Below are 23,912 nucleotides of genomic sequence, written 5' to 3' on the forward strand. Positions count from 1 at the left end.
CATATTTTTAATGGGAGCCTGGTATTTTTTTTATTGCCAAAAAGAGAACTAATGTTCTATAATAAAACAAACAAATGTTCTAATAAGGGGAGTTAATATGGCTGTTAAAACAAAAACACCAGCAAAAAAGAAAGAACCTAAACATTTAGATCGTGATGAATTCGATCTTGAAGAAATCGCATATACCTTAACAGAATCGATGCAAGAATATAAAGTTTATACATACACAATTTACAAACATGATGAGCTGTTAGAGGGTACAGTCGTAAAAATGGATGCAAACACTAAATTAATCCACATAAAAGACAGAAATATGGGCATCCATAAGATACATTTTCTAGATATTTTAAAAGTATCTGACGTTGATTAATTGTGGAGAGTGATTGTAATGATAAACGACCGCGGAAATATGAAATGGACATCATTGATGCTACCCGAACATTTAGTTAAGTTAAAGGAATGGAAAAAAGAGCAATTTTACGATAAAAAGCGCGAGTTGACTGAATGGGAACTTGATGAGATTGAGCAAACAATACAGCGAGCTTTCAAAATGAAAAAGCAAATTAAGCTCACACTTTGGAAAAGCCAAAAATTATATGATGAAATTGGAATGATTACGGGGACAAATATTTATAATAAGGAGTTACTTTTAGATACTGATTTATCAATCAAGCATATTACCTTTGATATGATACAAAATGCGTCACTGGTAGACGTTGATGATTAAGCCTGATGAGCGAAGAAATGTACATGAATTTATCCTTCTGGATATGGCTGTAAAATCGTTGCAGAATGATTACGATAAACTAGGAAATCTAAAAATGTCAGTGGTATATGTCAAAATAGTTGATGACCTATTGAAAGATTTAAGAAGTGATTATTTTAATAAAAAACGAATGTTAGCTAAACAAAAAATTGAGGTAGTGAAGTGGATCCATGTAGACGAATACTTTAGTGACGTTGTTTTGAAAACTCCTGGAGAAGATGTAATACTGAGGTATGCTAAGCAAGCTCTAAAATCACAAGTAGAAAAATTATTAATAGAACATTTAAAAAGTCACTCATGTGAAAAATAATGAGTGACTTTCTTCTATATTATTTGAAATCGTTATGCGTACCATAACTTGACGCAGCGTCTTTTATGTTTGATGCCTTAAAATTAGCAAAATCAATCTTATCTATATCGCTCTTTTTGAATAATGCAGTCATAGCAGATCCAATGCTGCTGTTGCCTGAAGCATCTTTAAAGTTTGCTTGCCAGTTAATATTAATATTGCCCATATCTTCAACATCTTTTAATACTTCAAGTAATTTCACTGTATTACGTTGTGCGTAGTCTAATGTGTTTTTCTTTGTAACAGCATCGTCAATCATCATTTTTAAATAATACATGTCGCCCATACTTTCAACAGTGATATTACGATCACTACCATCAGTCGTCTTTGTGCCAAATAAGTCAGTAGCTATTTTGGCAATACGTTTTTCAAGTGGCACGTTTGTATCATTTGCGGCCGCCATATCGATAGTAACCTCATTATCTTTCTCTTCTTTTTTGCCAGCTTCAGCAGAAGTTTCTTTTTTAGTTTCTGCTTTTGGAGCTTCCTCTTTTTGTGAAGATTCCTTTTCATCACCTTCAATTGCATTCCCAATAGCACCAATTACGATTACTACTAGAATTAAAATAAACCACCATTTTTTATAGAAGGGTTTCTTCATTATGTATAGTCTCCTTTTTGTATATTAGTACCAATAAATTATATCAATAATGGTAGGGGTTGTCAGTAAAGTGCGCATGAATTAGTTCCATGAGTTTCTACTATTATATAGGGAAAAATATTATAAATTGTCGACTATTGTCATTACAAGTGTGTTGACATAATGACAAGCCCTCATCTTGCCCCCTAACTTGCCCCCTATAGATAAGCTAAGTAAAGACAACAAAAAATCAAAAGTGAAATTATAGACGGATTATACTGTACAAATAAACCTAAAAACACATAAAGATACCACACTAATAAACGAGTGATTATCGGGTAATTATTCAGAAGTATGGGTCGAGAATGATTTAATGGGCATAAATGGTTGTGCCCCCGAGACTGTAGCTAAACTCGAAATTTTTCGAGCGTTTAGCTACAGTTTTTTTGCATTTAATTGTCGTAGATTTGTGCTGCGGGTCATATGGGCTTTCCTTAAATTTTCAAAATTGTTTGCGTGCCTGACACTGAAAAAATACACTGAAAAAATACTGAAGAAAAAGTTTAGTTGTTTTAGGGTGCGGGTACAACTTATTAAGAGTGGTTGAATACCACCACCTTGTATTAGAACTGAGGGGCATCTGAAATAGAATGTAGAAAAAGACAGATAACGGTGAACCCAGTTATGAAAAAGAAACAAAAGGAGAACTTAACTATGTCACTTACAAGCACAGCTAAACAAGAATTAAAGGACTTACTAAAAGAAACACACAAACGAGGAATTATGAAAAGAGATCATAGTGATCGAGTAAGCAGTATGACAGATAGCGAAGCATTAGGATTATTAATTTCTGTTGTAAAACGTACATTGTAAAATTTTACTAATAGAAATAACTACATGCTACAATGGGTTCTATGTACATTGCTATACTCTAAAGCAAGTAGATTAAGTACTTTACTGTAATATCGAAAAGGACGAGGCTTAATGACTTTCTACTATTATATTGTATTTAATATTTAATATGTAAACAGATGTAAGCAATTGTAAAGTAGTGGATTTATGAAGTATGTGGTTTTGCTCAATGGAAAACAAAGAGATGCGAAACTATATTTCGGTTTATTCGCTAGGCTTTTTTAGGATGTTTAATTGTTTTTTTATGCAATTTACAAGATTAAATTTGCCTTTGAAAGTCGTTCAGACTAAGCATTTAATAGCGAAAAAGTAAATTTGTCGAAAATATATCTAAAAATTTAGAAAATTTAACAAAATATTTCCTGAATAAAAATAGTGCATAATAGGTAAAAAGTACTTGTTGTGAATAACTAGATTTTAAGTAATTTGTTCTAATGGTTTTTATTGTCATTGTGAGTCCGTTACTAGCGCTAAAAGTTAGTTTTAGTAGGCAGAATTTATAATTGATTCGTAATGCGAAGGATATGGAATGAATTAAAAAATGGAATTATTTTAGTTTCAAATTAAAAAAAACGCTACTCCTTGAAATATTTCAAGTGAATAGCGCTTTTTTATTAAACAGAAGGGATTGTTGCAAAATACGGTTCTTGGCCGTGTCGGAAGTAGGTTAAAAGATAGCCGTTTTTTTGTACAATTTTGCCATTTGCAAATTTTTGATAATCTAAATTATGCGGAATGATAAGGGTATGCTTGAATAATTCCTTTTCAGTTAAATTCAAGTTAGCAAATTCTTCGCCTGCAATGGTAGGATTTTCACGTAGAGCAGAGTAAAGTGCTTTTTGCTGCACTTCGGTTGGGCGATCTTTCCACCATAATTTCCGTGGTTGGAATTGCTGTGCCTTTAAATAATCAAGCTGCATTAAGCTTTGGATAACTTGTAAATTAGCACTTTCCACTGTTTCTAAAAACTCTAGTAAACGGCGGAACAAATCTTCAAGCTGGTGACCAATACGTGACCATCCCTTTGTTTCCCAATAAGTTCCGAAGTTTTGGAAGAAATCAAATGGTGTATCAAATACTTCTGTTACTAAATATTCGATTGTATGATCCATTCGGTGAGCATTCCAATATTTTTCGAGTACATCTTCCGCATGTTTAATACGGACAATATCATCAAAGTTTAAGACATTATTCGAAAAAATTTCATATGGAGCTAAGTCCACATACGTATAGCCAAACTTTTCAGCCTCCAAACGTAGACCTGTACCACGCAATAGCTTTAAAAAGCCTAACTGTAATTCCTCAGGGCGCATAGCAAAAACATCATTAAATGTTTGTCTGAAGCTACTATAATCCTCTTCTGGTAGGCCAGCAATTAAATCTAAATGTTGATCGATCTTGCCGCCATTTTTGACCATTGTTACTGTACGCGTTAATTTTTCGAAGTTTTGACGTCGTTGTACTAGTGTGTTTGTTAAATCATTTGTAGATTGTACACCAATTTCAAAGCGGAAAAGCCCTTTTGGTGCATTATCATTTAGAAATTGAATGACTTCGGGACGCATTATATCTGCTGTTATTTCAAACTGGAAGACTACACCTGGCTGATGTTCATCTATTAAAAATTGGAACATTTCCATTGCATAGCTACGGCTAATATTAAATGTACGATCGACAAATTTAATAGTTCGAGCACCATTATTCATTAAATAACGAATATCTTCTTTTATACTTTCTCTATTGAAATAGCGTACGCCCACTTCAATAGAAGATAAGCAAAATTGACAGCTAAAAGGACAGCCTCTGCTTGTCTCAATGTATTGAATTCGCTTGCTTAGATGTGGTAGATCTTCTTCAAAGCGGAATGGGCTCGGCAATTCACGTAAGTCAATTTTAGGTGCTTGCGCGTGAATTCGAACTTTACCGTCCTCTAAGTAACAAATGCCTGGAACATCTTCTAAAGGTATTTCTCCATGCAAATGGTGTAGTAACTGCTTAAATGAAGTTTCTCCTTCGCCCATGACAATAAAATCAACTTCTTCGATACGACGTAACCAATGATGGACATCGTAAGATACTTCAGGTCCGCCTAGCAAAATTTTAACATTTGGACAAACCGTTTTTAACATTTTAATAACGTGTATTGTTTCTTCAATATTCCAAATATAGCAACTGAAACCTACGATATCGGGGTTTTTTTGAAATAAATCTGATACAATATTAAATGCAGGGTCTTTAATTGTGTATTCTGCAATGACAGGATTGTATTCAGGTAAAGCAGCACTTTTTAAATAACGCAATGCTAAATTTGTGTGGATATATTTTGCGTTTAAAGTAGTTAAAATAGTATTCATGCATTAATCTTCCTTTCACTTTCTAATTGTAACAGTCAAGTAGCTGACAAACAATATAATCCTTTAGACCTATTTATTTTGTGAACGGTTCGTGAAATAATTTTAAATACTTAAATTCACTAAATTTTGTAATAATAGAATCGTACAGTCATAAAGTATAGTAAAGGCTCAAAATTCGAATGAGAGGTTTTTTACTCTTTTGAAAGGTTCGGTGAGAAAGTTGAAGCAAAATGATATAAATCAATGTTTTGGAAATCTTATGAAAAGTACTTCGTCACCAACACTTATTCTAAATAAATCAGGGAAAATTTTGAATTGTAATGAGGCAGCTATTAAACTTTTTGATCTTAATTCATCATTTAAAGGTTATATAACAATGGACGAGCCATCCAATATTAAGTGGGCTAAGTTCGTTAAGGAGCTACAAAGTGAGTTAAGATCAGAAGAAATATTTAATATTCGTAAAAATAACAACGATCTAGAAATGATGTCCTTTAAATGTTTCTATGATCCAAACACAGAAGAAATAGTCGCACAGCTATCAACTATCAATAATGACAGAGCGATTGAATTATATGTTAGCAAGGAACAGGAACGTTCACAATCCTTCAGTGCATATGATCATTTACCCTATGCTGTTATTGTGAGTGATGCGAGTGGGATTATTCTTGGTTTAAACAAATATGCAGAAATGTATTTAAAAATAGAAAAATCGCAGCTTCTTCATAAAGCGCATCAACATATATTTGACTCATTTACAATGAAGAATGGACAAATTACAACATATTTATCCAAATTGATGGGTGAAAAACATGCCAATATTCATGTCGTAGATGAAACCCAAGTAAGCAGAACTTGCTATTACGAAATCTCAAGTGTTTTCGATGAATATAATAATATTATCGTTACGGTTATTAATGATGAAACTGAGAAAAAGCAGTTGCAGCATAAAGTGGAGCATCAAGAAGCATTAAATGTAGTTGGACAAATGGCTGCAAGTATTGCACACGAGATTCGTAATCCCTTAACGTCTTTAAAGGGCTTTACGGAACTTTTAAAGCTGAATGCAGATGAGGAATCGCGCATGTATTTATCTGTCATCGATAGTGAGCTACAACGGATGGAGCAAATTTTGTCAGAATTGTTAGTTTTGTCGAAGCCGACAAGCATGAAGATCGAATTAATCGAATTAGATCAAATTGTAAAACAAGTAATCGAATTTATGTTACCAGATGCTTTGATGAAGAAAATTATGATTCAATATATTCCTACTGCTACAGAAGTGTATATTGGAGGCAATGAAAATCGTCTAAAGCAAGTATTTATGAACCTTATAAAAAATGCGATGGAAGCGATGCATAATGGCGGTACAATTACGGTAGAAATGAATGTTATTGACTGTACGATTGTAGAATTAATGATTAAAGATGAAGGCAGTGGTATGGATAGTAAAACAATCCAAAACCTATTCCAACCTTTTTACACGACGAAATCATCAGGGACAGGACTAGGCCTTGCATTCGTGAAAAAGGTCATCGAAGAGCATGAAGGTATAATAGGCGTACAAAGTGAAGTACAGAAGGGGACATGCTTCCATATGCAGTTTCCAGTTTACACATTCAATCAATTGGACTCGTTAGATGTTTCTGCGAAGGATTCTGCGTATTTAGTAACCTAAATACAGTGAAAATTATTTCAATAGTGCGCTATTATTGATTGCTTTTGACAATGCTTTTCAAAAGTCGCTATAATGACATGTATAAAGAGCGAATTGAGAGGACTAGGTTATGACGTCAGAAGAAGATTTAAAGCAAACTTTAAAATTATATATTGTATTATCCCGTGCCCATAAAGCAATTAATGAGATGACAAATCATTTTTTTCAAGAGAATGGTCTGAATCCTACTGAATTTGCGGTTTTAGAACTCCTTTACCATAAAGGGAGACAACCATTACAGCAAATCGGTAATAAAATTTTACTTGCCAGTGGGTCTATTACGTATGTAATTGATAAGCTTGAAAAAAGAGGCTATCTTTTACGAGTTTCCTGTCCATCAGACCGTCGCGTTACCTATGCAGAAATTACAGCGGATGGTGAAGCGTTTATGGGCGAATTATTTCCAAAGCATGAACAACATCTACATGAATTGATGAGTGCTTTATCAGTCGAGGAAAAAGATCAAGCAATAGGCTTATTAAAAAAATTAGGACTATCGATTAAAGACTTGTCTTATTAAAAAGAGTTGTCTCAAATGGATTTTGAGGCGATTCTTTTTTCTATGCCCAAATATAGGATGTGAAAAAGGAACATAACATAGTTTTTGGCAAGGAATCGATTTTAATAGCTATTTTTGCCTGTTAGAAAGGTTTTTTAAGGGGATGACTCCGTCGCCCTATGTTTTTTGTTAGCGAATAGAAGAAAGGCCTTAGAATGAATTCTAAGGCCTTTTAAATAATTTATATTATTTTTTAGAAATAGTGGCTGCCATGGCAAGCATTGCAGCAGTTAAATCTTGTTTATCATTATCATGAATTGTTAATTTTGTAATGAGTCCATCTTTTTCAAATACGACACCCACTACTTTTTCTGTATCAAAGTCTACAACATAGCCTTCGATATTTTTAATATCCTTAAATGCAGAAAGTTCCTCAGCAGATAATGGTACTGTGCCTCCAACTGCATTCATGTAGTCTTGCATAGATGTTTTTACAGCATCATAGCTTGTTTCAGAAGCATTTGTAGCTTCAATACGCATAAATACTTCATCATCAGCATTTGATACTAACATGTCTTTTCCTGGTTCTTCTTGAGAAAGCGTAAATTCAGGTAGTTGTTGGAATTTATAGCCTTGATCCACACTATCAGATTCAGTTGCTGTTTCCTTTTTGTCGACACCATTTTGAACGTATTGCACTTCTTGTTCTGGTTTAGCTTGTGTGTCTGTATTGGCATCATTTGATGTAGGCGTTTCTTGCTTGTCATCGCCTGCAGTTTCATTGTCAGATGGTTGTTGTGAGTTCGCTGGTTCATTTTGTTCAGCATCTGATTGTTCTGTCTTATCAGAGGTATTACACCCCACGAATATAACAGCTGTTAGTAATAATGCAAGCATTGAAAATAATTTTTTTTGCATGAAAAGCCCTCCTTTTCTATATTAAACGCTAATAAAAGATAAAATGTTTCCAATTTTTTTTGTTATGATGTTAAAGGTAACACTAAAAACAACAGTAGAACAAAAACAACATGGGCCACAATAACTAACGGCATACTCTTGCGCCATTCATAAATAAAGCCCCAAATAAGACTTGTAACAAGAGCTGCAACTATACCTAGCTTAAAACCACTAAATGCAATTGAGATGGAACATAAAATGGCTGTTACGACCACTGCTAAAACAGGGCGCATAAAACGCTTTAATTGTTGTTGTACGTATCCACGCCAAAATAGTTCTTCGCCAATGGCAACAATAAACACAAGTAAAATATAGTGCCAAATATTTTGTGGACCGTAAACAGTTAAAAACTTTTTCACAGTTACTACTAGCCGATCATTTATATATGGAGCGAGCCAATAACCAAAACGTATAATGCCATATGTGATAGTACCATACCCTATGCCGAAAATTAGAAACTTCCAAGTAGGCAATTGATCTTCAATCGTACCTGAAAGAATAGCAATAGCTATACATACGAGCAGTGTGAATGCATACAAGTACCAAAATACAGCTGGATTAGCAAATGTGAAAGCAAGCATACCATAAACGAATAATAAAGAAAGGAGAAGTATTATTGTTTGTTTCGAATTTGTTTGCATAATTCGACCTCCATACTTTAATTTTACCAAAAAAATAGTCCCTAATCATCTATAAAGACAAAAAGGGACTATTCAGAATATTAAGCTTCACTTGCATATAAGATTTTGTAACGTTTATGGTTGACGACCGTTTTCTCTTCAATTTCAAGGGAATCAAAATTCTCCATATATGTTAGATCAACGATCACCGAATTTTCATTTACTTTTTCAACAATACCTTGCAAACCATTTTTAAACTCGATAATATTTCCAACTTCAGCTATTTTCACAGACAGTCAGCTCCTTCATCGACTAATAATATACAGTTTGCATGAAAAAAAGGAAAACGTAAAGCTTTTTTTGAATAATTCATAATTTTGATACACAAAATAAGGAAAGAGAAGGGAATAGAAAAAATGGAACAATATGAAAAAATACTTAAACAATTACAAGAGGGAGAAATACAAAGTATTGAAATTACGAAAGACCAATTTTATGAGTTTCGTGAAGTATTAGTGAAGCACCCGCTATTTAAACATTTTAGAGGTGAAGCAAAACAAAATGGGATTATCATCTATACTTATTTGGAAATTCCTAGGAGTTAAATTTGTCGAACATTGTCGTAACTTAATGCTGTAAGAAATGAAATATAAATGTATAATAATGGTATGATTATTTGTATGTTGGAGGGTTGTATGAATGGTCAATCTACTCTTGAAACAAATGGAACAAACTCGTGAGATGATGATTCGCTCTGGTGTTGAAAACGGGTTACAGAATGCAAAAACCATTCAACTGAGTCGCAGACTAGATCAGTTAATGAATACTTATTATAGACAGACAACATTAGAAGAAGAAGATCAGGATGATTTGTTTCAGTATTCAGAGTAAAACTTTTTAGATTAGATGTTTAAAAATGCATTTACTGGGGAATAGTTAATATGAACACAGCAACATTCTCATTTCCCCCTTTAGAGCAGTGATTCCCATCACCTGCTCTCTTTTTTTTGCTTATTCGGTATATATGCCATACATAATAAAATTAGTACAAGTTTTAAGAAGAATTTGAATTATTGAACTGATTCAACTACACTAAAAACACATCATAAGCTAAGCAACAACTCCTTATAGCTCAGTTTATGGGCAGAGGAAACAATTGTTTAGTTTTACTAAATGAATTAATAGCATTTAAACGCGTACAATGCGACTACTTTGGCGGAAAGATAAGCGAACGAAGTGCTCGGTGCTTGCCCGCAAATAGTGCATCCTGCTGCGAATGAAATTGATTCAAGTAAAGGAGTCCTTACATATGGGAAAAGAGCGTATTGCATTTATTGGTACTGGTGTTATGGGTGCTAGCATTATCAAACACTTACTGCAAAATGGACATGAGGTCACAGTTTACACTCGCACTAAAGAAAAAGCAGAGCCGTTAATGGCATTAGGTGCTGGTTGGGCTAGTTCGCCAGCTGAAGCTTTTAAAGATAAGGATATAGCGTTAACGATGGTGGGTTACCCAACTGATGTTGAGGAAGTATATTTCGGTGAACATGGTCTATTCAAAACTGCACAGGCTGGCAATATTGTTATCGACATGACAACATCTGAGCCGACGTTAGCGAAGAAGATTTATACCCATGCTCAAACGCTAGGGGTGGAAGCTTTGGATGCACCTGTTTCTGGTGGAGATGTTGGTGCTCAAAATGGCACATTATCCATTATGGTTGGTGGAAATGAACATGCCTTTAATAAAGTTGCACCAGTACTACAACAATTTGGAGCAAATATAGTGTATCAAGGTGAAGCAGGTGCAGGACAGCATGCCAAAATGTGCAATCAAATCGTTATTGCATCTGGCATGATTGGTGTATGTGAGTCACTTACGTATGGCTTAAAGGCTGGGTTAGATTTAGCTACGGTGTTAAAATCTATCTCATCAGGTGCTGCTGGTTCTTGGTCGTTAAGCAATTTAGCTCCACGCATGATGAACGAAGATTTTGCACCAGGCTTTTATATTAAACATTTTGTAAAGGATATGAAAATTGCTTTAGATGAATCAAAGAATATGGGTATTTCTTTACCAGGACTAGCATTAGCTTATGAAATGTATAACAAGCTGATCGCTGAGGGCTATGGTGACAATGGTACACAGGCTCTTTTAAAGTATTATCAATAGACAGTAATAAAAGAGAAAGTGTTAGATTGATGCAATCAATCTAACACTTTTTTTGCATTGTTGTTGAGTGCCTGGCACTATTCTTTACTAAAAAGTTGAGAATCTAAAGAAAATCTAGACGCCCCTGCAAGAGCAAAGTATAGAGCTATAGCACCTAATGCTAAATCAAGCTCATAGCCTGCCAATCCATTTTCTCCGATAAACCCAATACTAAGCTTTGCTGTAAAGATAGCAACAATCATTGTCATTGTTAGTAAAGCACCAAAAATCCTTGTTGCAAAGCCTAAAATAAGGGCAACTCCGCCAACTAATTCAATAATCGCAACGATATACGCCATAAAACCTGGTATACCTAGACTATTAAAAAAGTCAGCTGTGTAGCTAATTCCGCCTTGGAATTTTTGAAAACCATGTACTGCAAAAATAATGCCGAGAACGACACGTAAAATAGTTGAACCAATGTTTTGCATAATGTAATTACTCCTTTTCTTCAACTTACATTTCGTAACTTAGTTTATTTTTAAAAACAACTTTTGTCAAGTAACTAAGTAGATTTTAAGAACTGATTTTTAAAAAATGATATAATCTTTTATAGGAACTAGTAATAAAGGGGGGAGTAATTTGAATCAAAAAAATATTTGTCCGCGATTTGAAAAAGCACTTATGCTATTGAATCATCGTTGGAATACATTACTTATTTATCAGTTACTTGATGGGCCACAACGATTTTCAACAATTAAAAATCAGTTGAATATTAGTAGTCGGGTATTAACGGAGCGATTAAAGGAGTTGGAGACCGAGCAAATCGTGTTACGTACCGTTATTCCTTCTACACCAGTTGTTATTGAGTATGAGCTTACAGAAAAAGGATATGCCATCACACCCGTTCTAAAAGAAATTGAACAATGGTCTAGTAAATGGGTAACTATTGCTGAGGAATAATATAAAAGATATTCAAGCGAGGGGCTTGAATATCTTTTTTTCTTTCTTTTAAAATGGCTTAGTAAAGGATTAACCAATTTATGGTCTTTTAATAGGTATGTTTGTTATATTGTAAATAATATTAATTTTTATTAAACAAAAGGTATTTTTTAATACAAGTAGGAATTAATTTAATATTATATAAAGGAAAAGGAGGGATTTAATGAAACAGAGGCAAGCAGGGGAAACACAGCATCGCAGTCAGCTAGCACTCTATTTATCATTGCCAATTCTATCATGGGCGTTTTACGATTTTGCTAATACGATATTTTCTTCAAATATTAATACAGTTTTTTTCCCTTTTTATATGGACGAAGTTTTAGGTACGAATGAAGTCATGCAGCAAGTAGCAAGTACATTTATTTCATATGCCAATGCATTAGCAAGCTTTTTTCTGGTAGTTTTTTCTCCGCTTTTTGGAGTATGGATAGATCAAACAGGCTATAAAAAGCGATTCATTGTATGGTTCGCATCAATCTCTATTTTATTTACCTTTATGATGGGTGTTTTCGCTAATTTAGAGACAACAACAAATTATTCAGGTGTACCGCTCAGTTTATTTTTAGTCGTTGCAAGTTTTGTCATTGCGAAATTTTTCTTTAATTCGAGTCTCGTATTTTATGATTCAATGATGGGAGATCTTGGAACAAAAGAAGAAATGCCATTAATATCAGGTTATGGTGTCGCAATTGGTTACTTAGGAACTATTTTTGGACTTCTTGTTTATTTATATGTAGGAAACAGTGATTTCCACCGTGCGTTTATTCCAACAGCAATTTTATATTTGTTATTTTCATTACCATTATTCTTTATTAATAAAGATACGCCGATACCGAAGGAACAGCGTAAAACGGCTAAGTTTTTTGAAGGATACAAAGAAATTATTCTTACATTTAAGGATATGAAGCAACATAAAGCAATTTTTACTTTTATGATTGCTTATTTCTTTTTAAATGATGCAATTGCGACAACAATAGCGATGATGGCTGTTTATGCAACGACTATTGTAGGGTTTTCTTCAGGTCAATTTATTATCCTATATTTAGTTTCCACTGTATCGACAATTATTGGCTCACTTGCATTCGGTTATATTACGAAAGCAATTGGCGCTAAGCGGGCTATTACCATTGTAGCCGTATTAATGATTATTGCATTAACCTTTGCTGTTTTTGCGACAGAACAGTGGATGTTTTGGATTGCTGGCAGTATGTTTGGGATTTCATTAGGCTCAATGTGGGTTACATCAAGAACATATATTATTGAGCTATCACCAGATGAAAAGCGAGGGCAGTTTTTCGGCCTATTTGCCTTTTCTGGTAAAGTGTCATCGATAATCGGACCAGCTGTATATGGAACGGTTACATTATGGATGAAAGATTACGGTACATTAGCAAGCCGCGTTGCATTATCAACATTAATTTTGATGACGGTTATTGGTCTATTGGTTCATCTAAAAGTAAATGATAAAAATGGAAATACCAGATAGGAGAATTGTATCGCCTATGATACAATTGAATTATTATTTGATGTTGATATAGAAAGGAGCGGGGTTGCTTTGGAACATAAAGGCATATTATTAGAAAGTGGCACAAATGAGCTAGAAATCGTTGAATTTGAAGTAGCTAACAATAAATTCGGTATTAATGTTATTAAAGTAAAAGAGATTATTCAACCGATTCCAGTAACGTTTATTCCACACGCGCACCCGCATGTAGAGGGAATTATTCAATTAAGAGGCGAAGTACTACCTGTAGTAGACATGCTACGAGTACTAGGGATACAAAGCGCAGAACGTAATCCACAACAAAAATATATTGTTGCTGAGTTTAATAAACAACGAGTTGTTTTCCATGTAGATAACGTAACACAAATTCACCGTATTTCTTGGAATCAAATTGAAAAACCTTCAGATATGTATCAGGGTGGTACTTCACAAGTCATTGGTGTGATTAAGCAAAACGAACAAATGATTTTATTGCTAGATTTCGAGAAAATTATGGTTGATATTAACCCTGATTCGGGTATAAGTGTAGAGTCAGTAAAAAAACTTGGTAAACGTGAACGCTCAGAAAAACGCATTTTAATTGCTGAGGATTCACCATTATTACGTAAGTTATTATTCGATACGATGAAGGAAGCCGGTTACGAGAATGTAGAGTTCTTTGAAAATGGCCGTGATGCTTATGAATACTTAGAAACATTGGCGAAAAGTGGCAGTAATGTAACTGAGCACATTCAATTAGTAGTAACAGATATTGAAATGCCACAAATGGATGGTCACCATCTTACACGCAAAATTAAAGAGCATCCCGATTTACAAAAGCTACCAGTCATTATTTTCTCTAGTTTAATTACAGATGATCTTCGCCATAAAGGTGATCAAGTAGGGGCAGAGGACCAAATTAGTAAACCCGAAATTGCAGAGCTTATTTTACGCGTTGATCAACTTATTTTATAAAGCTAGTGAAAAGGAACTTCACAATTATAATAATTGGTATCCTGAAATATTAATAAAAAATGAAAGTCGGATACCTTTTAGGTTCCGACTTTTTTGTATAAATGAAGGGGCTACTTACACAAAATAATGAGACTACCGATTGTTCTATAAAGGAAGTGATTATTTGGATGAATTGAAAACGGCTATTATTGATATTGGCTCGAATACGATTCGTTTAGTACTGTATCAGTATGATAATGAAGAAGGGCTTAGAGAGCTAGGGAATATTAAAACGGTTGCACGTTTACGTACATATTTGCAACCAACTGGTGACATGTCAGAAGAAGGTATACAAGTACTTACAGAAACATTATTAACATTTAAAGCAATGCTCGATGATTTTGAAATTGTGGATGTGAAAGCTGCTGCGACCGCTGCAATTCGTCAAGCAACGAATCGACAACAAATAATAGCGTTAATGAAAGAGAGAACTGGTATACAAATAGAGCTGTTGTCTGAGGAGGAAGAGGCGTATTTCGGTTATGTTGCTGTAGCACATTCCATTGGCACACTTTCTGCTGTGACCATTGATATTGGTGGAGGAAGTACGGAAATAACATTGTTTAAAAATAAAGAACTGATTGAATCTTTCAGCTTTCCTTTTGGAACGGTGTCGTTAAAGCAACGTTTCGTTAAAGGTGACATTATGAATAGTAGTGAAAAGAAAGAACTAATTGCATTTGTGAAAGAGCAATTTAAAACACTTCCTTGGATTCAGCAAGTCGGCTTACCGATTATTGCGATTGGTGGCAGTGCCAGAAATATTGCGCAAGTTCATCAGCAACGACATCAATATCCCATTGCCAGTGTGCATGGTTACGAAATATCTAAAGGTGATTTAGATCAGCTTAGTTTGTTTTTAGGAAGTTTAAGCTTTCAAGAATTAAAACACTTAGATGGATTATCGACAGACCGCGCAGATATTATTGTACCTGCCTTAGAGGTGTTCCGCGTACTTATGGACATTGTTGGTAGTGAAGTGTTCCAACTAACGAAAAAAGGTTTACGAGAAGGGCTTATTATCCATCGTATTTTGCAAAAGGATGCCAATGCTTTTGATAAGTATAATGTGTTTGAGGGAAACGCTAGAAGGTTAGCTAGGCAGTATGGTCGCTCTGAGGAAGAAGTTGATTATTTAATGCACCTAGCAGACCAATTATACCGTGAGTGTTGTCATTTAAAATTTTTACAATTTGACGAGTCAGATTGGCAATTGTTGAGAAAGGCAGCAAAGATATTTAATATCGGGGAATATATCGAGTTAAGCTCTGCGAGTCAACATACCTTTTATTTAGTTGCCAATCAATCCATTGATGGCTTAAACCATAAAGAACGACTAAAACTTGCACTTTTAGCATCATATAAAAATAAAGATTATTTTCAACGATTTGCTGCACCTTTTATAGAATGGATGAGTCGCGAAGAATATCGTAAAATGCGTGATTTCGGTTCATTGTTAAAATTTGTCTATGCGTTAAATGTATCAAAGAGAAATATCGTGCATGCGATTGAACTGCAACCTAAGGACAATTTTGTTCAGTTAAACATCTATGTTAAAAAAAATGCGGCTGCTGAAAAATATCAAGCCAATCGTCATAAAAAACATTTAGAACGTGCTCTAAAAACACCAATTAAAGTAAATTTCATTGAAGAAGGGTGGAACCAAGATGACAACGGAAGTAACGAACAACCGCTTACATGAAGATGAATTTTCAGAAGCACATAGCCGTTTACTCGAAGAAATTGCAAAGCCTCAATATTATAATAATCGGGAATTAAGCTGGCTGGCATTTAATGAGCGTGTTTTAGAAGAAGCAGAGGATGTCAATAATCCTCTGCTGGAACGTCTGAAGTTTTTAGCGATATTTAGCTCCAATTTAGATGAGTTTTTTATGGTGCGCGTAGCAGGGCTACAGGACCAAGTGCGTGCAGGCTTTCATAAACCTGAAAATAAATCAGGCTTAACACCAAAAGAACAATTAGCGAAAATTGCTGAGCGTACACAAGCTTTAGTACGTCGCCAAACAGAAGTATACAGACATTTAATATATGATTTATTGCCACAGCATAATGTACATATTGCGGACATGAAGGATTTAAATAGTACGCAAAAAGCATTTATTAATGAAATGTTTGCTGAGACAATTTTCCCTGTACTCACACCTGTTGCAGTAGACGCTTATCGACCATTTCCAACATTGCTTGGAAAAACTTTAAATTTACTTGTACTATTGGAACAAGATGAAACAGATTTTGAAAGCCGTGAAAAAGTGGCAATAGTGCAAGTACCATCTGTATTGGATCGCTATATTAAAGTACCTTGTGCTGAGGGAGAAACGGTTATTGTGCTTCTTGAGGATGTTATTGTTGCCCATATTGAAAAGCTTTTTTATGGGTACAGTGTTAAATCTGCACAGGCGTTCCGTTTAACACGTAATGCGGATTTAACGATTCATGAAGAAGGCGCACGCGATTTACTCGTGGAAATTGAAAAAGAGTTAAAGAAACGCAAATGGGGAGTCGGCAGTCGCCTTGAAGTACGCGTCGGAGAAATGAATGAAGAAGTCCTTGCTTATTTATTAGAAGAATTTGAAATCGAAGAGAACGATGTTTTTCATATTGATGGTCCATTGGATTTAACATTTATGTTTTCGTTTGTGAAAGGTATTTCTGTAGGACGAGAACATTTAGAGTACGAAAGCTTTATCCCGCAGCCACCTTTAGATTTACAATCAGATGAAAATATTTTTGAGAAAGCATTACAACAGGACATTTTTTTCCATCATCCATATGAGTCATTTGCACCGATTGTGGACTTTATTTCAGAGGCCGCTATCAATCCCAATGTATTAGCAATAAAGCAAACATTGTATCGGGTTAGTGGTAATTCCCCAATAATACAAGCATTAAAACTCGCGGCTGAAAATGGTAAGCAGGTGACCGTTTTAGTAGAGCTAAAAGCCCGCTTTGATGAAGAAAATAATGTACATTGGGCGAAGCAACTGGAACAAGCAGGCTGTCTTGTTATATACGGTATGAATAATTTAAAAACACACTCTAAAATAACGCTAGTAGTGAGTCGTCGAAATGGAAAAATTGAACGTTTTGTACATCTTGGCACAGGAAATTATAATGATGCCACAGCCAAAATTTATACGGACATGGGCATTATAACGTCTGATAAGGAATTTGGTATCGATGCAACAAACTTCTTTAATTATTTAAGTGGCTATACGGAAAAGCCTACTTTTAATCATTTAGTCGTTGCTCCATTCGATATTCGTGATGAATTTATCCGTTTAATGGATGAAGAAATTAGCTGTCATAAGAAATACGGTAATGGGTTTATTCGCGCTAAAATGAATTCATTAACGGATAAGGATTTAATGATGAAGCTTTACGAAGCCTCCATTGCTGGTGTAAAAGTGGAGCTTATTATTCGTGGTATATGCTGTATACGGCCAGGTATACCGAACATTAGTGACAATATCACCGTCACAAGCATCGTTGGTCGATTCCTGGAACATTCACGGATTTATTGGTTCCATCATAATGGTGAAAATAAAGTGTATTTATCTTCAGCAGATATGATGACAAGAAATATGATAAAACGAGTTGAAATTCTTTTCCCTGTCTATTCAATTGAAGCAAAAGCCCGTATTATGGATATTATGAACAAACAACTTGAGGATACAGCAAAGGCTCGTATTCAAGATTCCAATGGAAAGTATCATTATAAAGAATTTGATCGAAGCGAAGACCCTATTAATAGTCAGGAAATTTTCTTAAAGGATGCTCTAAAGCCTACGCTAGATGAAGAATAAATAATAAGCGTACTAGACGACTTAGAGTAAACACGCTACCTAGAGAGGGATATAATGAAAAAATATAGAGATAATGTAGCGCAATTCGCAAACTATCGACAGATGGCAATGCTTAATCCGTTTGATGCAGTTATATGCTTGAAAAAAGCTAATAATGGGGAATTTGAAATAGTTCACTATAACGATAAACTCCCATTATCAGTGTTGCAGGATGTGAAAGCAACGAAAGCAGACCAATTCTTTACTAAGCAATGTTGGCAACAATTATTGAAAATCGTGCAACAAGAATTTAACATTGCGCGTAAGATGGAGCTTTATTCAGAGACAGAGCAAATGAAAAAAACATTTGCTGTAAGTGTACAGCAATTGGAGGCATCACTGATAGCTGTTATTTTACGTGAAGAACAGAAGGATACGAAGCCTTATTTGCAATTCGTTGAACAACATGTATGTCCTGTGCTGACGACTGATTTACAAGGTCATATTATCCATCAAAACGTCGCTGCTACGTCTGTATTGTCGAGAGAACATCACAGTCTAATAGGACTTGATATTTTTTCATTATTAGAGTGCAACTATGTAAACGAAGTACAATTATTATTTGCTAAATCGATTGAGGGCGCTACATTGGACATGCCTAAATGTTTATTTAAGCGTAATTTACTAAGTAGCGAGCCATTTTATTTACGTATCCATCCAACTTATTTTAACGGTGAAATAATAGGAGTTCATTTTTTTGTAAAAGACCCGAAATCGTTTATAAATGATCATGATGCCTTTTATTATTTAGCGTTAAAGGATGAACTAACAGGTATTTGGAATCGTAGAGCATTTAAAGAGCATTGGCTACAGCATTTGAACGATAATCAAAATGAGCATCAGCAAGCAACAATCATTTTAGTAGATATAGATCGCTTTAAAAAATTTAATGAGTCCCTTGGTGAAAGCAAGGGTGATGAGCTAATGCGGATGTTTAGTCATAGACTTCGTGAACTTTGTTACGCAAAATGCGCACTATATCGTTATAATAGTGACGAATTTATTTTTATTCTAAAGGATGCAACAATTGACAAAATCGAGCAATTAGCGAATTCAATATTAGACTCATTGAAACAGCCTTTTATGATTGATGAACAAGAGTATTTTATCAGTGTTTCAATCGGTATCTCGTTAAGTCCAGCTGATGGCAAGGATATAGAAACGCTTGTGAGAAAAGCCGATCAAGCATTATTTTCGGCTAAGGAGCATGGGCGTTCACATTATCGCTATTATCGTGATGATATGACAAATGTGTTTCCAAATGAGGCATTGATGGAGGCTCATTTACGTCGTGCGATCGAGTTTAATGAGCTAAGTATCCATCTACAACCACAGATGAATTTAAATGATAATAGCATTAATAGCTTTGAGGCATTATTACGATGGAATAATCGTAAATTTGGTTTTGTTTCCCCAGCGCAATTTATACCAATTGCCGAGGCGACAGGCTTAATTGTTGAAATTGGTGATTGGATTATTAATGAGGTTTGTCGCTATCAAAAAGAATGGAGTGCGAAAGGCTATCGCCCAGTCCGAATCGCGATAAATATATCGCCAAAACAATTTAGAAAAGAAAACTTTGCTCGCAAGATTAAAGCAACACTAAAGAAATATAATGTGGCACCACAGTTAATTGAAGTAGAAATTACTGAAAGCTCAATGACCAATGTTCATGAAACATATTCAATCCTAACGGAACTGAAGCAGCTAGGGGTATATGTTTCGGTAGATGATTTTGGTACGGGTTATTCATCACTTAGCTACTTGAAACGTTATCCAATCGATATTATAAAAATTGACCAATCGTTTATTGCTGATATCGAAAAGGATGATAAAAATGAGGCGATTATTAAAGCAATTATTTCCATGTCTCATAATTTAGGGCTTGAAGTAATAGCAGAAGGCATTGAGGAACCGTCACAAGTAGCATTTTTAAAACGTCATCGTTGTCAAAAAGGGCAGGGCTACTTATACAATAAACCTTTGCCTGTTGAAACGATTGTTGCACAATATTTTGTAGGGTAATTGATATTACATTGCCGTTGATTTCCGCTATGGGCGGGCGCTTTCCGCAGGCACAACGTAAGCCGCAACCCTCGCTAACGTGCGGAATGCCCGCGTCTTACGTTTTGTGCTGTTCCCGCAGGAGTCGCCCACCCTCCGCGCCAATCAACTAATTAAAAAATAGAGAGCATGAACTATATGCCTTCTGTCAACACACAGAGCACCTCGAAAATATCGAGGTGCTCTTTTTATAATTTTGGTTATTTTGTAGGATATGCCTTCATGCCATTTAATACAATCGCTGTGAAGTTTGCCATTTCTGACACTAAATCAAATTCCTCGTTATGAATTAACCAATCATAAACATTTGCGCGCATACAACGCTGTATAATTTGTTGCATTTGTTGCGCTTGTAGTTCGTTAACAAACTCTCCTTGCTGCACGCCTTCATCAATATAGCGATTAATTATTTGGAAGATTTTGCGCTGAGGGCTAATTAAATAATGGTTTTGCTCAACTTGATTAGTCATTGCGGCAGAATAGACTGTTCGTAATAAATCTTTGCCAACAACATTCGTCAAATACAACATTTGTTCCTTGTAAAGCGCAAGAATTTTGTCATTTGCTGATAATGTTTGATCAATTTTTTTTTCAACTGTACTATAAAAACTATCAAGCTCCTCGAACTTTTCCAAAATAACATCATATTTAGATGGGAAATGTGTATAGAATGTCCCCTTTGATACGTTACATGCTTTCGTAATTTGTTCAACAGACACATGCTCATAGCCATGCTTATTAAATAATTCTAATGATGTTTTGAGTAACTTTTCCCTTGTTTCTAATGCCTTCTTTTGGCGTGTAGTTAACGAATTCATGCCCTTCTGCCTCCGTAAATAAAATATTCTATAATAATAAAAATCAAATTTATTCAGAAAATATAAAAAATTTAATTGACGCGCTCTATTAAGTTTGTTTATGATTTAAGTGACCGAAGTCAGTGACTGCGGTCATCGAGAGTATCTCGCTATTAATGTTACGATAAAAACGTAAAGTTTGCTAGTGTATCAGCACTTATTATGCAAATCACAGGAAATGGGGGACTCAAATGAAAGAGAAGTTAGGTTTTATAGGCCTAGGCAATATGGGGTTACCAATGTCGATTAATCTACTTCGTGCTGGTTATGAAGTGTACGGTTTTGACACGAATACGAAAGCAATGGAGCAATTTATTGCAGAAGGTGGTATTGGTCTATCAACAACGAAAGAACTTGCTCAGCACAGTAATGTTATAATGACAAGCTTACCTACACCGCAAGTCGTTGAACATGTCTTCACCTCAGAAGAAGGGATTTTACAAAATGCTCAGCAAGGCAGCCTGCTAATTGATTTTAGTACAGTAAATCCTGAGCTAAATGATGAGCTACATAAGAAAGCGCAATCATTTGATTTACGTTATCTTGGGGCTCCTGTAAGTGGTGGCGTTATTGGAGCAATAAATGCAACTTTAACAATAATGGTTGGTGGAGAAGAAAAAGATTATCAAAGTGGTGAAAAAATTTTCGGAATAGTTGGAAAAAACATCTATCACCTTGGTACATCACCTAGTATCGGTACACGTATTAAGTTACTTAACAATTTAATGATTGGTTTTTATACGCAGGCTGTAGCGGAAACGATTGTCCTCGGAGAAAAAATGGGGATTTCAGCTAATACACTTTACGAAGTATTAAGTAATAGCTATGGTCAAAGTCGTATTTACGAACGTAATTACTTAGAATACATGAAAAATGAAAATTATGAGCCTGGGTTTTCTACGAATTTATTACTAAAAGATTTAAGGCTAGCTAAAAATATGGCTGATGAAGCAGGTGTCCCTCTTCGAATAGGCGAACAGCTAGTCCATCTTTACAATGATATAGCAGCGGAAGGCTATGGTGAGAACGATATGTCTGCAGCTTATTTAAGTTTGAAGGAAAAATGCATTATTAAACAACATTAAACATTAAAGGAGGAAAACAATTATGACAACAGCACAAGAAGTGAAAACATTAACGCATTTTATCGGTGGAGAAATGATTGAGGGGCAAAGCGGTCGGTATGGTTCGGTTTATAATCCTACAACAGGTGATGTCATCGCGAAAGTTCCGCTAGCAACGGTAGAAGAGACACGTGAGGCAATTGCTAAAGCGCAGGAAGCATTCCCTAAATGGCGTGATACATCTGTATCCAAACGTGCGGAGGTTGTACTAAAGTTCCGTAATTTAGTGACAGACAATATGGAAGAATTATTACAAATAATTTGTACGGAAAGTGGTAAAACGATTGAAGATGCAAGAGGTGAAATTACACGAGGGCTAGAGTCCGTGGATTTAGCAATTGGTGCTCCTCATCTAGTGAAAGGTGAGTACTCTGTTAACGTCGGTGGTCAAATTAATGCCTATTCAGCCAAGTATCCATTAGGCGTTGTAGCAGCAATTTCTCCATTTAATTTCCCAATTATGGTGCCGTTAGCACAAACAAGTATGGCTATTGCTGTAGGGAACGCCGTTGTATTAAAAGCCTCAGAGAGAGTACCGATGACAGCCTTATATGTAAGTGAGCTTTGGAAAAAGGCTGGATTGCCAGATGGTATTTGGACAGTAGTCAATGGCGATAAAGATGCAGTGAATGAGCTTTTAGAAAACCCTATTGTGCAAGCGATTTCATTTGTAGGGTCAACACCTGTTGCTAAATATATATATGAAACAGGGTCAAAATATGGGAAACGTGTCACTGCTTTAGGTGGTGGTAAAAATAATATGGTCGTAATGCCCGATGCAGATTTAGAGCAAGTTGCAAATGCATTTATCGGTGCAGCATATGGGGCTGCATCACAACGTTGTATGGCGATTTCTACAATTATGCCTGTTGGTAAAGAAACGGCAGATCGTTTAGTAGCGATATTAAAAGAAAAAATTACGGCATTAAAAGTAGGCGCTTACACAGATGCAGATACAGACTTTGGTCCAGTTATTTCACAACAATCAAAAGAAGCAATTCTTGCTGCAATCGAAAAAGGACAATCACAAGGGGCAACTGTTGTATGTGATGGTCGTGAGCTAGCTATCGTTAACGAATCAAAAGGGTTCTTTGTAGGACCAACATTATTAGACCATGTAAAACCTGGAATGGAAATTTATGAACAAGAAGTATTTGGACCAGCTCGAAATGTTGTACGTGTTGATTCATTAGAAGAAGCAATCGAGCTTATTAACGAGCACGAGCTAGGAAATGGTGTCACGATCTTTACAAATGATGGGCTTGCAGCTCGAAAATTTACAACAGAGATTGATGTAGGAATGGTCGGTGTGAATGTACCAATTCCAATTCCTGTTGGCTACCATAACTTTGCTGGATTTAAAGGCTCACGTTTCGGTGAGGGGCATATGTTTGGACCAGATCAGGCACGTTTCTTTACAAAAACTAAAACAATATCAGAACGCTGGATGACTAGTAATGCTTCCTCAGCATCTACATTTGCTTTCCCAAGTAATAACGATTAATGCTAAAGAAAAAGTTGTATCCCTTAAGTAAACTTCATATTTTTTTATAACAAACATCAAGGGAGCTGTAGGCGGCGACTCCCGCTGCTTGA

The 23,912-nt window shown here is 35.3% G+C and carries 24 protein-coding genes; 17 read left to right on the top strand and 7 right to left on the bottom strand.

Annotated features, from left to right (window positions below; translation table 11 throughout):
• The first annotated feature begins 97 nt into the window (after window positions 1–97).
• The 3 genes from FH508_RS04195 to FH508_RS04205 are packed head-to-tail and all read left to right on the top strand — an operon-like array spanning window position 98 to window position 1,076.
• A complete protein-coding gene (locus FH508_RS04195) occupies window positions 98–370 on the top strand; it encodes a YolD-like family protein (RefSeq protein ID WP_173477979.1) in 273 nt (90 codons plus the stop codon).
• Between the two features lie 18 nt (window positions 371–388).
• Window positions 389–727, top strand: coding sequence for a YolD-like family protein (locus FH508_RS04200; protein WP_173477978.1), 339 nt, complete (start codon window positions 389–391; stop codon window positions 725–727).
• Window positions 720–1,076 (top strand): YhjD family protein, encoded by a 357-nt coding sequence (locus tag FH508_RS04205; RefSeq protein WP_173477977.1) that lies wholly within the window; start codon window positions 720–722, stop codon window positions 1,074–1,076. The genes FH508_RS04200 and FH508_RS04205 overlap by 8 nt, the downstream gene beginning before the upstream one ends.
• A 19-nt stretch (window positions 1,077–1,095) precedes the next feature.
• On the opposite strand, the gene FH508_RS04210 is transcribed toward FH508_RS04205, so the two are convergent.
• Complete coding sequence (locus FH508_RS04210; protein WP_173477976.1) at window positions 1,096–1,716, bottom strand: hypothetical protein; 621 nt, start codon at window positions 1,714–1,716, stop codon at window positions 1,096–1,098.
• 693 nt (window positions 1,717–2,409) lie between these two features.
• Here FH508_RS04210 and FH508_RS04215 point away from each other — a divergent pair.
• Window positions 2,410–2,568 carry a hypothetical protein gene (locus FH508_RS04215; RefSeq protein WP_173477975.1) on the top strand — a complete coding sequence of 53 codons (159 nt, stop codon included), beginning with the start codon at window positions 2,410–2,412 and terminating at the stop codon, window positions 2,566–2,568.
• Between the two features lie 653 nt (window positions 2,569–3,221).
• Here the strand turns inward: FH508_RS04215 and FH508_RS04220 are convergent.
• Window positions 3,222–4,961, bottom strand: a complete 1,740-nt coding sequence (locus tag FH508_RS04220) for a B12-binding domain-containing radical SAM protein (RefSeq protein ID WP_173477974.1) — start codon at window positions 4,959–4,961, stop codon at window positions 3,222–3,224.
• 259 nt (window positions 4,962–5,220) lie between these two features.
• Here FH508_RS04220 and FH508_RS04225 point away from each other — a divergent pair, with 259 nt between their 5' ends.
• A complete protein-coding gene (locus tag FH508_RS04225) occupies window positions 5,221–6,639 on the top strand; it encodes a PAS domain-containing sensor histidine kinase (protein WP_228134382.1) in 1,419 nt (472 codons plus the stop codon).
• A gap of 109 nt (window positions 6,640–6,748) precedes the next feature.
• Window positions 6,749–7,198: a MarR family winged helix-turn-helix transcriptional regulator gene (locus tag FH508_RS04230; RefSeq protein ID WP_173477972.1), complete on the top strand. Its 450-nt coding sequence runs from the start codon at window positions 6,749–6,751 to the stop codon at window positions 7,196–7,198.
• Window positions 7,199–7,423: 225 nt separating this feature from the next.
• Here FH508_RS04230 and FH508_RS04235 read toward each other — a convergent pair whose 3' ends face one another.
• The 3 genes from FH508_RS04235 to FH508_RS04245 all read right to left on the bottom strand — a co-directional run bounded on the left by FH508_RS04235 (window position 7,424) and on the right by FH508_RS04245 (window position 9,044).
• Window positions 7,424–8,095 carry a hypothetical protein gene (locus FH508_RS04235; protein WP_173477971.1) on the bottom strand — a complete coding sequence of 224 codons (672 nt, stop codon included), beginning with the start codon at window positions 8,093–8,095 and terminating at the stop codon, window positions 7,424–7,426.
• 62 nt (window positions 8,096–8,157) lie between these two features.
• Window positions 8,158–8,775, bottom strand: a complete 618-nt coding sequence (locus tag FH508_RS04240) for a CPBP family intramembrane glutamic endopeptidase (RefSeq protein WP_173477970.1) — start codon at window positions 8,773–8,775, stop codon at window positions 8,158–8,160.
• Window positions 8,776–8,855: 80 nt separating this feature from the next.
• Window positions 8,856–9,044, bottom strand: a complete 189-nt coding sequence (locus tag FH508_RS04245; RefSeq protein ID WP_024362262.1) for a YkvS family protein — start codon at window positions 9,042–9,044, stop codon at window positions 8,856–8,858.
• A 126-nt stretch (window positions 9,045–9,170) separates the two neighbouring features.
• Here FH508_RS04245 and FH508_RS04250 point away from each other — a divergent pair, with 126 nt between their 5' ends.
• The 3 genes from FH508_RS04250 to FH508_RS04260 all read left to right on the top strand — a co-directional run bounded on the left by FH508_RS04250 (window position 9,171) and on the right by FH508_RS04260 (window position 10,930).
• A complete protein-coding gene (locus FH508_RS04250; protein ID WP_173477969.1) occupies window positions 9,171–9,359 on the top strand; it encodes a hypothetical protein in 189 nt (62 codons plus the stop codon).
• Between the two features lie 94 nt (window positions 9,360–9,453).
• Window positions 9,454–9,645, top strand: coding sequence for an aspartyl-phosphate phosphatase Spo0E family protein (locus tag FH508_RS04255; RefSeq protein WP_024362260.1), 192 nt, complete (start codon window positions 9,454–9,456; stop codon window positions 9,643–9,645).
• A gap of 418 nt (window positions 9,646–10,063) precedes the next feature.
• On the top strand, window positions 10,064–10,930 hold the full coding sequence (locus tag FH508_RS04260) for an NAD(P)-dependent oxidoreductase (protein ID WP_139860726.1): 867 nt from the start codon (window positions 10,064–10,066) through the stop codon (window positions 10,928–10,930).
• Between the two features lie 77 nt (window positions 10,931–11,007).
• Here the strand turns inward: FH508_RS04260 and FH508_RS04265 are convergent, their stop codons facing one another.
• Entirely contained in the window at window positions 11,008–11,400 is a 393-nt protein-coding gene (locus tag FH508_RS04265) for a DoxX family protein (protein ID WP_139860728.1), read from the bottom strand.
• 151 nt (window positions 11,401–11,551) lie between these two features.
• On the opposite strand from FH508_RS04265, the gene FH508_RS04270 reads away from it, so the two are divergent.
• The 6 genes from FH508_RS04270 (at window position 11,552) to FH508_RS04295 (ending at window position 20,296) form a co-directional block, all read left to right on the top strand.
• Window positions 11,552–11,872, top strand: a complete 321-nt coding sequence (locus FH508_RS04270; protein WP_139860730.1) for a winged helix-turn-helix transcriptional regulator — start codon at window positions 11,552–11,554, stop codon at window positions 11,870–11,872.
• Between the two features lie 202 nt (window positions 11,873–12,074).
• On the top strand, window positions 12,075–13,397 hold the full coding sequence (locus tag FH508_RS04275) for an MFS transporter (protein ID WP_173477968.1): 1,323 nt from the start codon (window positions 12,075–12,077) through the stop codon (window positions 13,395–13,397).
• A 69-nt stretch (window positions 13,398–13,466) separates the two neighbouring features.
• Window positions 13,467–14,369 (top strand): chemotaxis protein, encoded by a 903-nt coding sequence (locus FH508_RS04280; RefSeq protein WP_173477967.1) that lies wholly within the window; start codon window positions 13,467–13,469, stop codon window positions 14,367–14,369.
• Window positions 14,370–14,532: 163 nt separating this feature from the next.
• Entirely contained in the window at window positions 14,533–16,110 is a 1,578-nt protein-coding gene (locus FH508_RS04285; protein WP_173477966.1) for a Ppx/GppA family phosphatase, read from the top strand.
• Entirely contained in the window at window positions 16,076–18,232 is a 2,157-nt protein-coding gene (locus FH508_RS04290) for an RNA degradosome polyphosphate kinase (protein ID WP_173477965.1), read from the top strand. Before FH508_RS04285 ends, FH508_RS04290 begins: the two co-directional genes overlap by 35 nt.
• A gap of 54 nt (window positions 18,233–18,286) precedes the next feature.
• Entirely contained in the window at window positions 18,287–20,296 is a 2,010-nt protein-coding gene (locus tag FH508_RS04295) for a putative bifunctional diguanylate cyclase/phosphodiesterase (protein ID WP_173477964.1), read from the top strand.
• Window positions 20,297–20,535: 239 nt separating this feature from the next.
• On the opposite strand, the gene FH508_RS04300 is transcribed toward FH508_RS04295, so the two are convergent.
• Complete coding sequence (locus FH508_RS04300; RefSeq protein ID WP_173477963.1) at window positions 20,536–21,153, bottom strand: TetR/AcrR family transcriptional regulator; 618 nt, start codon at window positions 21,151–21,153, stop codon at window positions 20,536–20,538.
• 230 nt (window positions 21,154–21,383) lie between these two features.
• On the opposite strand from FH508_RS04300, the gene FH508_RS04305 reads away from it, so the two are divergent.
• Both FH508_RS04305 and FH508_RS04310 read left to right on the top strand, forming a co-directional pair.
• Window positions 21,384–22,277, top strand: coding sequence for an NAD(P)-dependent oxidoreductase (locus FH508_RS04305; RefSeq protein ID WP_173477962.1), 894 nt, complete (start codon window positions 21,384–21,386; stop codon window positions 22,275–22,277).
• 22 nt (window positions 22,278–22,299) lie between these two features.
• On the top strand, window positions 22,300–23,820 hold the full coding sequence (locus tag FH508_RS04310; RefSeq protein WP_173477961.1) for a CoA-acylating methylmalonate-semialdehyde dehydrogenase: 1,521 nt from the start codon (window positions 22,300–22,302) through the stop codon (window positions 23,818–23,820).
• The last annotated feature ends 92 nt before the right edge of the window (window positions 23,821–23,912 follow it).

The sequence above is a fragment of the Lysinibacillus sp. CD3-6 genome, assembly GCF_006351725.2.
Classification (GTDB): domain Bacteria; phylum Bacillota; class Bacilli; order Bacillales_A; family Planococcaceae; genus Lysinibacillus.